The organism is Lysobacter soli, from assembly GCF_003382285.1.
Taxonomy (GTDB): domain Bacteria; phylum Pseudomonadota; class Gammaproteobacteria; order Xanthomonadales; family Xanthomonadaceae; genus Lysobacter_J; species Lysobacter_J soli.
Genome location: NZ_QTJR01000004.1, coordinates 43,100 through 51,931 on the forward strand (window position 1 = coordinate 43,100; position 8,832 = coordinate 51,931).

At 68.0% G+C, this 8,832-nt stretch carries 6 protein-coding genes and 1 riboswitch; of the genes, 3 read left to right on the forward strand and 3 right to left on the reverse strand.

Annotated elements, in window-relative coordinates; all coding sequences use genetic code 11:
- Positions 1 to 18 precede the first annotated feature (18 nt).
- From DX912_RS07415 to bioD, 3 genes are all read right to left on the reverse strand, one after another.
- On the reverse strand, positions 19 to 3,186 hold the full coding sequence (locus DX912_RS07415) for an efflux RND transporter permease subunit (RefSeq protein WP_115841862.1): 3,168 nt from the start codon (positions 3,184 to 3,186) through the stop codon (positions 19 to 21).
- A 9-nt stretch (positions 3,187 to 3,195) separates the two neighbouring features.
- Positions 3,196 to 4,422: an efflux RND transporter periplasmic adaptor subunit gene (locus DX912_RS07420; protein ID WP_115841863.1), complete on the reverse strand. Its 1,227-nt coding sequence runs from the start codon at positions 4,420 to 4,422 to the stop codon at positions 3,196 to 3,198.
- A gap of 122 nt (positions 4,423 to 4,544) precedes the next feature.
- Positions 4,545 to 5,213 (reverse strand): dethiobiotin synthase, encoded by a 669-nt coding sequence (gene bioD / locus DX912_RS07425; protein ID WP_115841864.1) that lies wholly within the window; start codon positions 5,211 to 5,213, stop codon positions 4,545 to 4,547.
- A 96-nt stretch (positions 5,214 to 5,309) separates the two neighbouring features.
- Here bioD and DX912_RS07430 point away from each other — a divergent pair, with 96 nt between their 5' ends.
- From DX912_RS07430 to btuB, 3 genes are all read left to right on the forward strand, one after another.
- Positions 5,310 to 5,795 (forward strand): GAF domain-containing protein, encoded by a 486-nt coding sequence (locus DX912_RS07430; RefSeq protein ID WP_115841865.1) that lies wholly within the window; start codon positions 5,310 to 5,312, stop codon positions 5,793 to 5,795.
- Entirely contained in the window at positions 5,792 to 6,184 is a 393-nt protein-coding gene (locus tag DX912_RS07435) for a TfoX/Sxy family protein (RefSeq protein ID WP_115841866.1), read from the forward strand. Before DX912_RS07430 ends, DX912_RS07435 begins: the two co-directional genes overlap by 4 nt.
- A gap of 302 nt (positions 6,185 to 6,486) precedes the next feature.
- Positions 6,487 to 6,686, forward strand: a riboswitch (cobalamin riboswitch).
- 161 nt (positions 6,687 to 6,847) lie between these two features.
- Entirely contained in the window at positions 6,848 to 8,716 is a 1,869-nt protein-coding gene (btuB, locus tag DX912_RS07440; RefSeq protein ID WP_115841867.1) for a TonB-dependent vitamin B12 receptor, read from the forward strand.
- Positions 8,717 to 8,832 lie beyond the last annotated feature (116 nt).

Genomic DNA, 8,832 nt, shown 5'->3' on the forward strand with positions numbered 1-8,832 from the left:
CGTGAAGCAGGCGATCGGTTACGTCGCCGGACGCGGCGTCGTTTCCTCGTCGTCGTGCTCGATCACCGGCTTCTCGTCCATCTTGTCGCCGAGCAGGCGACGCACCGCGACGTAGAACACCGGGATCAGCAGCAGGCCAAGGAAGGTCGCGAAGATCATGCCGCCGATCACGCCGGTACCGATCGCGTGACGCGAGTTGGCGCCGGCGCCGCTGGAAATCGCCAGCGGGAACACGCCCATGATGAAGGCGAACGACGTCATCAGGATCGGGCGGAAACGCAGGTGCGCCGCTTCGATCGTCGCCTCGCGCAGCGTCTTGCCGTGCTGGCGTTGCTCGATGGCGAACTCCACGATCAGGATCGCGTTCTTGGCCGCAAGACCAATGACCGTGATCAGGCCAATCTTGAAATAGATGTCGTTCGGCAGCCCGCGCAGCAGCGAGAACAGCACCGCACCGAGCGCGCCCAGCGGCACGACCAGCAGCACCGCCACCGGCACCGACCAGCTTTCGTACAGCGCCGCAAGGCAGAGGAACACCACCAGGATCGACAGCGCGAGCAGCGCCGGCGCCTGGTTGCCCGACAGGATTTCCTGGTACGACTGGCCCGTCCAGTCGTAACCGAAGCCCTGCGGCAGGTCCTTCTCGACGATGTTCTGCATCGCGGTCATCGCTTCGCCCGAGCTGTGGCCCGGTGCCTGCGAACCCACGATTTCCACCGCGGCGTAGCCGTTGTATCGGGTGAGCGACGGCGATGCGGTGATCCAGTGGCTGCGCACGATGTTCGACAGCGGCACCATCGACGTGGCTTCGCCCGGGGCGGCCTGCGTCAGCGGGCTCGGCGTGTAGAAGCGCGTGAGCGATTCCGGACCGGTGCGGTACGGCGCGTCGGCCTGCATGGTCACGCGCTTCACGCGGCCTTCGTCGACGAAGTCGTTGACGTACACCGGCGCCAGCATCAGCTGGATCGCGCTGTATATGTCGCCCACCGACAGGCCCATCGACTGCGCCTGCACGCGGTCGACGTCCAGTCGCAGCTGCGGCGCCGCTTCCAGTTCGTTCGGACGCACGCCGGTCAGCGCCTTGTCCTGCGCGGCCTTGCCCAGCAGCGTGTTGCGCGCCTCGGTCAGCGCGGCGCGACCCTGGCCGCTGCGATCCTGCAGGTACATGTCGAAGCCGCCGAACTGGCCCAGGCCCGACACCGTCGGCAGATTGATCACGAAGATCTGCGCGTCGCGGATGCCGAACAGCGCCATGTTCGCCTTCTGGATGAATTCAGAAGCGGTGACGTTGCGGTCGTCCCACGGCTTGAGGCGGATGAACGCGATGCCCACGTTCTCGCCCTGGCCGACGAAGCTGAAGCCGGCGACGGTGAAGATGCCGTCGAACGCGTCGTCCTTCGCCACCGTTTCGCGCACCTGGTCCAGCACGGCATTGGTGCGGTTGATCGTCGCACCGGCCGGCAGGTTGATCAGCGCGATGGCGTAGCCCTGGTCTTCCTCGGGGAGGAAGCTGCCCGGCATGCGCGTGAACAGGAAGCCCGCGAGCACCACGAGCACGCCGAACACCATCATCCAGCGCGGCGCATGGCTGATGGCGTGACCGATGTGGCCGACGTAGGTCTTGGCGATCTTGTCGTAGTACTTGTTGAAGGTACGGAAGACGATGTTGTCGCGGTGATGATCGGCCGTCGGCTTCAGCAGCGTCGCGCACAGCGCGGGCGTGAAGCCCAGCGCGAGGAACGCCGAGAAGAACATCGCCATCGCGATGGTGATGGCGAACTGCTTGTAGATCTCGCCCGCCGAACCGCCCTGGAAGGCCGACGGGATGAACACCGCCGCGAGCACGACCGTGATCGCCACGACCGCGCCGCTGATCTGCGACATCGACTTGCGCGTGGCGGCCTTCGGCGACAGGCCTTCCTCGGTCATGATGCGTTCGACGTTCTCGATCACCACGATCGCGTCGTCCACCACGATGCCGATCGCCAGCACCATGCCGAACAGGCTGAGCTGGTTGATGGTGAAGCCGATGAAGTACATCCCCAGGAACGTGCCGAGCAGCGCGATCGGGATGACCAGCGTCGGGATCAGCGTCGCGCGCAGGTTCTGCAGGAAGATCAGCATCACCAGGAACACGAGCACGATCGCCTCGAACAGCGTCTTGATCACTTCCTTGATCGAGACGGCGACGAAGGTCGAGCTGTCGTACGGCGAGAACCAGGTCACGCCCTTCGGGAACGTGGCCTGCAGCTCGTTCATGCGCTTGGTGACGGCTTCGGCCACGCCCAGCGCATTGGCGCCCGGCGCCAGCTGGATCGCGAAACCGGCCGCGGGCTTGCCGTCCCAGCGGCTGTCGAAGCCGTAGGACGTCGCGCCCAGGCCAACGCGCGCGACGTCACGCAGGCGCACCGAGGTGCCGTCGGTGTTGGTGCGCAGGATGATGTTGCCGAACTGCTCGGGCGTGCTGAAGCGGCCTTCGGCGGACACCGTCGCGGTGAAGCCCTGCTCCACCGGCGCGGGGTCGGCGCCGATCTTGCCGGCGGCGAACTGCACGTTCTGCGAGCGCACGGCCTGCAGCACCTGCGTGGCCGACAACCCGAAGCCGCGCAGGCGATCGGGGTTCAGCCAGATGTTCATCGCGTATTCGCTGCCGAACAGCTGCGTGCTGCCCACGCCCGGCACGCGCGCGATCTGGTCGAGCACGCGCGAGGCGATGATGTCGCTCAGCGCGTCGCGGTCCATCGACTCGTCGTCCGAGCGCAGCGCGACGACCTTCAGGAAGCCCGCGTTCGCCTTGGCGACGACCACGCCCTGCTGCGTCACTTCGGTCGGCAGTCGCGGCGTGGCGAGTGCGACCTTGTTCTGCACCTGCACCTGCGCGATGTCCGGATCGGTGCCCGGCGAGAACGTCAGGGTGATGTTCGAGCCGCCGCTGGAGCTGGACGAGGAGGAGAAGTAGACGAGGTTGTCGATGCCCGTCAGCTGCTGCTCGATGACCTGCGTGACCGCGCCTTCGGCCGTTTCGGCGCTCGCGCCGGGATACGACGCGGACACCGTCACCTGCGGCGGTGCGATGGAGGGATACGACTCGACGCCGAGGTTCAGGATCGCGAGCACGCCGCAAAGCGAGATCAGGATCGCGATGACCCAGGCGAAGACCGGGTGGTTGATGAAGAATCTGGACATGGCGGGGGATTAGTCCTTCTTGGCCGGTTCCTGACCGGCGGCCTTTTCAGCCGGCTTCTGGCCAGCCTGTCCCTGCGCGGGAGCGCCCGGCGCGGCCGCGGCACCCGGCTTGCCCGCATCGGCAGCGTCGGCCGGCTTGGCGGTGGCCGGCGAACCCGGCTGCGCACGCTGCACGCCCGAGACGATCACCTGGTCGTTCGGCGCCAAGCCCTGCGTCACGACCCAGTTGCCGCCCTGCTGGCGCTCGGCGCGCACGTCCTTGCGCGCGACCTTGCCGTCGCTGCCGACGACCAGCACGTACGCGCTCTTCGCGTCGCGCTGCAGGCCGGTCTGCGGGACGAGGTAGGCGTTCGGCTGCGTGCCGAGCGTCGCCTGCAACGTCACGAAGGTGCCCGGCAGAAGGTTCTTTTCCGGATTCGGGATCAGCGCGCGCAATGCGATCGCGCCGGTGGTCGGATCCACGACGTCGCCGGAGAAGTCCAGCTTGCCCGGGTGCTCGTACGGCGTGCCGTCGGGCAGGATCACCTGCACCTTCGAGTCGCCGGCCAGCTGCTGGGCGCGACGCACCTGCTCCAGCTCGCTGACGCTGAGCGAGAAGTTCACGTACAGCTGGTCGATCTGGTCGACGGTGGTCAGCAGCGTGGCCGTGCCCTGGCCGACGAGCGCGCCTTCGGTGACCTGCTGCTGGTTGGCGCGGCCGCTGATCGGCGCGGTGACCGTGGCGTAGCCGAGGTTGATGCGGGCGTTGGCCAGCGCGGCCTCGGCCTGCTTCACCGACGCGCCGGCGCTGCGCTCGGCGGCCAGCGCGTTGTCCAGGTCGGACTGCGAGACGAACTTGTCCGGGGCGAGGCGGCGCGCGCGATCGGCCGCGGCCTTGGAATTGGCGTAGTTGGCCTGCGCCGAAGCCAGCGAGGCCTGCGCCTGACCGACTTCTGCCTGCAACGGGGCCGGATCGATCAGGAACAGCACCTGCCCGGCCTTCACGTCGCTGCCTTCCTCGTAGACGCGGCGCTGGAGCACGCCCGGCACGCGGGCGCGCACGTCGGCGCTGCGGAAGGCGGCCAGCCGGCCCACCAGATCCTTCTGCAACGGCACGTCGCCCGGCTTCACCGTGACCACGCCGACTTCCGGCGGCGGCATGCCGCCACCCTGCTGGGCTTGATCCTTGCCGCCGCAGGCGGACAGTGCGAGGGCCAACGCGGCGGCGATCGCCACCGTGCGCGGGTTCTTGACCATGGGGGAAGACTCCAGTTCCTTCATGACGAGCGGTGAAGCCCGGACGGGTTCGAATTCCTATACCGATCAGTCTAGCATTGCTCGGGAGCAGCCCATCTCCCATTGGTCACGCCTATCGACGATCAGGCCGGTTGGAGCAAAGACCACAGCTGTGCGGGATCGGGCATTTCGCGGAACGGGAGCCGTCCCCAGCATTTCACCGGGAGCCGCTGCTTCAGCAGCTCGAAGTTGTCGTCGGCGCGGCCCATCGCCGGGTCGATGTCGTTGGCGATCCAGCCCGCAAGCCGCAATCCATCGTGTTCTATCGCACGCGCAGTCAGGCGCGCGTGGTTGATGCAGCCCAGCCGCAGGCCCACGACCATCACCACCGGCAGGTCGAGCGCGCGCACGAGGTCGACCTGGTCCAGGTCGGCCGACAGTGGCGCGGCCCAGCCGCCCACGCCTTCCACGACCACCGCATCGGCCTGCGAGGACAGGCGCCGGAATGCGGACACGATGGGCGCAAGGGTAACGCGAATGCCGGCATCGGCGGCCGCGAGCTCCGGTGCCAGCGGATTGGGCAGCGCGAACGGATTGACGTCGTCGTAGGCCGGTCGCGGATCGCTCGCCGCCTGCAGCGCGAGGGCGTCCTCGTTGCGCCAGCCATCGGGCGTGGATTCGCAACCGCTCGCCAGTGGCTTCATGCCCACCGCACGCTGCCCGCCCGCGCGCAGCGTGTGCAGCAGCGTCGCACTGGCCAGCGATTTGCCGATGCCCGTGTCCGTGCCGGTGACGAACCAGCCGCGCGTCATCGCCGCACCTGGCTGCCGCGCCGGTTGCAGCGATGCAGTCCGGCCCCATCTACACTGGCATCCCAGGCACTATGCGACGGCAGGTTCGAGGCACTCATGTTCACCAGCGCAAGTCTAAGCGGCAGCAAGCCGGAACAATACGAACAGCTGCTTGCGCAGGCCCGGGCGCTGATGCACGGCGAGCGCGATCGCATCGCCAATGCCGCCAACCTGTCGGCGCTGGTGTACAACGCGCTGCCGCAGCTCAACTGGGCCGGATTCTATTTCTTCGACGGCACCGAACTGGTCGTCGGCCCATTCCAGGGCCTGCCCGCCTGTGTGCGCATCCCGCTCGACAAGGGCGTGTGCGGTGCCGCGGCCTCGACCCGCCAGACGCAGCGCATCGCCGACGTGCACGCGTTCCCGGGCCATATCGCCTGCGACTCGGCCTCCAACTCCGAGCTCGTCGTCCCGCTGGTGTCGTCGACGGGCGCGCTGATCGGCGTTTTCGACCTCGACAGTCCGGTTCAGGATCGTTTCGACGTTGAAGACCAGCACGGCCTGGAGGCAATCGCGCGGGCTTTCGTGGAGTCACTGGAATGACCGACAAGCCCGACCCGAAGCAGGCCGACAAGCTGCGCAACATCGGCCCGAAGTCCGCCGCCTGGCTGCGCCAGGTCGGCCTGCGCACGCGCGAGGACCTCGCGGCCGCCGGCACGGTGGAAGCCTTCATGCGCGTCAAGCGTGCCGGCTTCAAGCCGACGCTCAACCTGCTCTACGCCATCGAAGGCGCGCTGCAGGACTGCCACTGGCAGGAAATCTCCGACGAACGCCGCAGCGAGTTGATCCTCGCCGCCGACGCGGCCACCGCGTTGCTGCCGCCGCCGCGCTACAAGCCGGCCGCCGCGCCGGTCACCACGACCCAGATGGCGCGCGAGGAAGAAAGCATCGCGATGCCGACGCTGTTCGACGAGCCGGCGGATCGGGACTGACCTTTTCTTTCCCTTCTCCCGCAAGCGGGAGAAGGTGCCCGAAGGGCGGATGAGGGTGAGCCGGACCGCTTACGCGGCATTGCCGCGTGGTCCGGCGAACGACCGGCCAGGATGGCCGGGCCGGGCGTTCGGCAAGCCGGTCTTCTTTCGCCACGGATGGCTGCGTCGACATCGATCGATGCCGATGCTTTCCAGATAGTTGCCCACGGCTCCTGCCCTTCACCCCAGCCCCTCTCCCGCAAACGGGAGAGGGGCTTTCAACTGCCTCGCCGAGAAAATGCCGTAGACTTCGCCCCGCTTCGAGGTGACCCGGCGGCGTCTGCCCACGGGTTGAAACGGGAAGCCGGTGACGCCCACGCGGCCATTCCGGCACTGCCCCCGCAACGGTAAGCGAAGGCGGATCCATCCGGATCCGGGCTAGGCACTGGCCACTGTGCGCACGCACGGGAAGGCGCCGCAGCCCGAGGACCCTGTCCTGCCTCGCGAGTCCGGAGACCGGCCTCTCCGCACGGACCGCCTGGCGACAGGCCGGACCACCCCTGGTTGCGATGCGGAGGGCGTCGCGGCGGCGACGTCGGTGCGTCCGCGCCCTTGTCCGCAGCCTCGATTCTCCCGGCAACCGTTCCCCTTGTCGTTGGCGCGAACACGCGCCGGAGAACCCCGATGTCCTTCCGCAGCATCCACGTCCAAGCGCTCGCCCTGGCCTGCGCGTCCGCCCTGCCCCTGCTCGCGCACGCCGCGCCGCAGGCGACGGACCTGGACGAAGTCGTCGTCACCGCCAACCGCACCGCAGTCACCGTCAACGATGCGCTCGCGCCGGTCGAGGTGATCGACGCCGAGCAGATCCGCCGCAGCCAGGCGCGCTCGCTGCCCGACCTGCTGCGCGGTCGCGCCGGCATCTCGCTGTCGAACCAGGGTGGCGCGGGCAAGCTCACGACGCTGTTCCTCCGTGGTGCCGAATCCGACCACGTGCTCGTGCTCGTCGACGGCATCCGCATCGGCTCGGCGACTTCGGGCCTCGCGTCGCTGCAGGATCTCCCGGTCGACCTGATCGACCGCGTCGAGATCGTGCGCGGCCCGCGTTCGAGCCTCTACGGCGCCGACGCCATCGGCGGCGTGATCCAGGTGTTCACGCGCCGCGACCGCGAAGGCTTCGCACCGCGCGTCACCGTCGGCGGCGGTTCCAACGGCCTCAACGAATTCGCCACCGGCTTCGGCGGCCGCAGCGGCCGCACGTGGTTCGGCGCGGACTACTCGCACAGCCACACGCAGGGCATCAACGCGTGCCGCGGCTATTTCGACCCGGTGACCTTCGACGGCGCCGGCTGCTTCATCGCGCCGGATTCGCAGCCCGACCGCGACGGCTACACGCGCGATGCGCTGTCGGTCCGCGGCGGCATCGAGTTCAACGAGCAGTGGAGCCTGGAAGGCCACGGCCTGCGCAACGAAGGCGACAACGAGTTCGACGGCGACTTCACCGATCGCGCGAAGACCGTGCAGCAGGTCGTCGGCGGCAAGCTGCGCTGGCACCCGAACGACCGCGTCGACCTGCACCTCACCGCCGGCCGGAACACCGATGCGTCGGACAACTACCTCGGCGACACCTACCTCGACTACTTCAGCACCTACCGCGACAGCGCGACGCTGCAGGGCGATTTCGGCCTCGCCGAGAAGCACCTGCTGAGCGTGGGCCTGGACTGGCTCGACGACAGCGTGAGCAGCACGACCGAGTACGACGAACTGTCGCGCGACAACAAGGCCGCGTTCGTGCAGTACCAGGGGCGCATCGGTGCGCAGTCGGTGGAAGCATCCGTGCGTCGCGACGACAACGAGCAGTTCGGCGACCACACCACCGGCAGCGCGGCGTGGGGCATCGAGTTCGCGCAGAACTGGCGCGTCACCGCCGGCTACGGCAGCGCGTTCAAGGCGCCGACGTTCAACGAGCTGTACTACCCGTTCTTCGGCAACGCGAACCTGCGTCCGGAAGATTCGGAGACGTGGGAACTGGGCGTCGCGTGGCGCGGCGACACGTTCAACGTGCGCCTGGATACCTTCGACACCGACGTCGATGACCTGATCGCATTCGACGCGGCCATCGGCCTGCCGAACAACGTCGAGCGCGCACGTATGCGTGGCGCCGAACTCGCCGTGGACACCACGGTTGCCGAATGGACGATCAACGGTGCGATCAGCTACCTCGACACCGAGAACCGCAGCGGCTTCTACGAAGGCAACGACCTCGCACGTCGCGCGAAGAACAGCGCCCGCGTCGACGTGGATCGCGCCTTCGGCAAGTTCCGCATCGGCGCGACCGCGGTGGGTGAAGGATCGCGTTTCGACGACGTCGCCAACACCCGTCGCCTCGGCGGCTACGGCACGCTCGACCTGCGCGCGGAGTATGCGATCACCACCTCGCTCACGCTGCAGGCCCGCGTGGCGAACGTGTTCGATCGGGATTACGAGACCGTCGCGTTCTACAACCAGGCTGGACGGGAGTGGTTCCTGACGCTGCGCTACGCGCCGGTGAACTGAGCGTACTCGCCGCTCACTTGTTGATGCCCTTCTCCTGCCTGCGGGAGAAGGTGCCCCGGAGGGGCGGATGAGGGCGCTTCCAGGCGACGTCAGCCGCTCACGGAAATGACTTCTGA

Bases quoted from the DNA above. Each gene is read 5' to 3' on its own strand.
- DX912_RS07415 (WP_115841862.1), bottom strand. From the start codon at position 3,186: ATGTCCAGATTCTTCATCAACCACCCGGTCTTCGCCTGGGTCATCGCG.
- DX912_RS07430 (WP_115841865.1), top strand. From the start codon at position 5,310: ATGTTCACCAGCGCAAGTCTAAGCGGCAGCAAGCCGGAACAATACGAA.
- DX912_RS07420 (WP_115841863.1), bottom strand. From the start codon at position 4,422: ATGGTCAAGAACCCGCGCACGGTGGCGATCGCCGCCGCGTTGGCCCTC.
- bioD (WP_115841864.1), bottom strand. From the start codon at position 5,213: ATGACGCGCGGCTGGTTCGTCACCGGCACGGACACGGGCATCGGCAAA.
- DX912_RS07435 (WP_115841866.1), top strand. From the start codon at position 5,792: ATGACCGACAAGCCCGACCCGAAGCAGGCCGACAAGCTGCGCAACATC.
- btuB (WP_115841867.1), top strand. From the start codon at position 6,848: ATGTCCTTCCGCAGCATCCACGTCCAAGCGCTCGCCCTGGCCTGCGCG.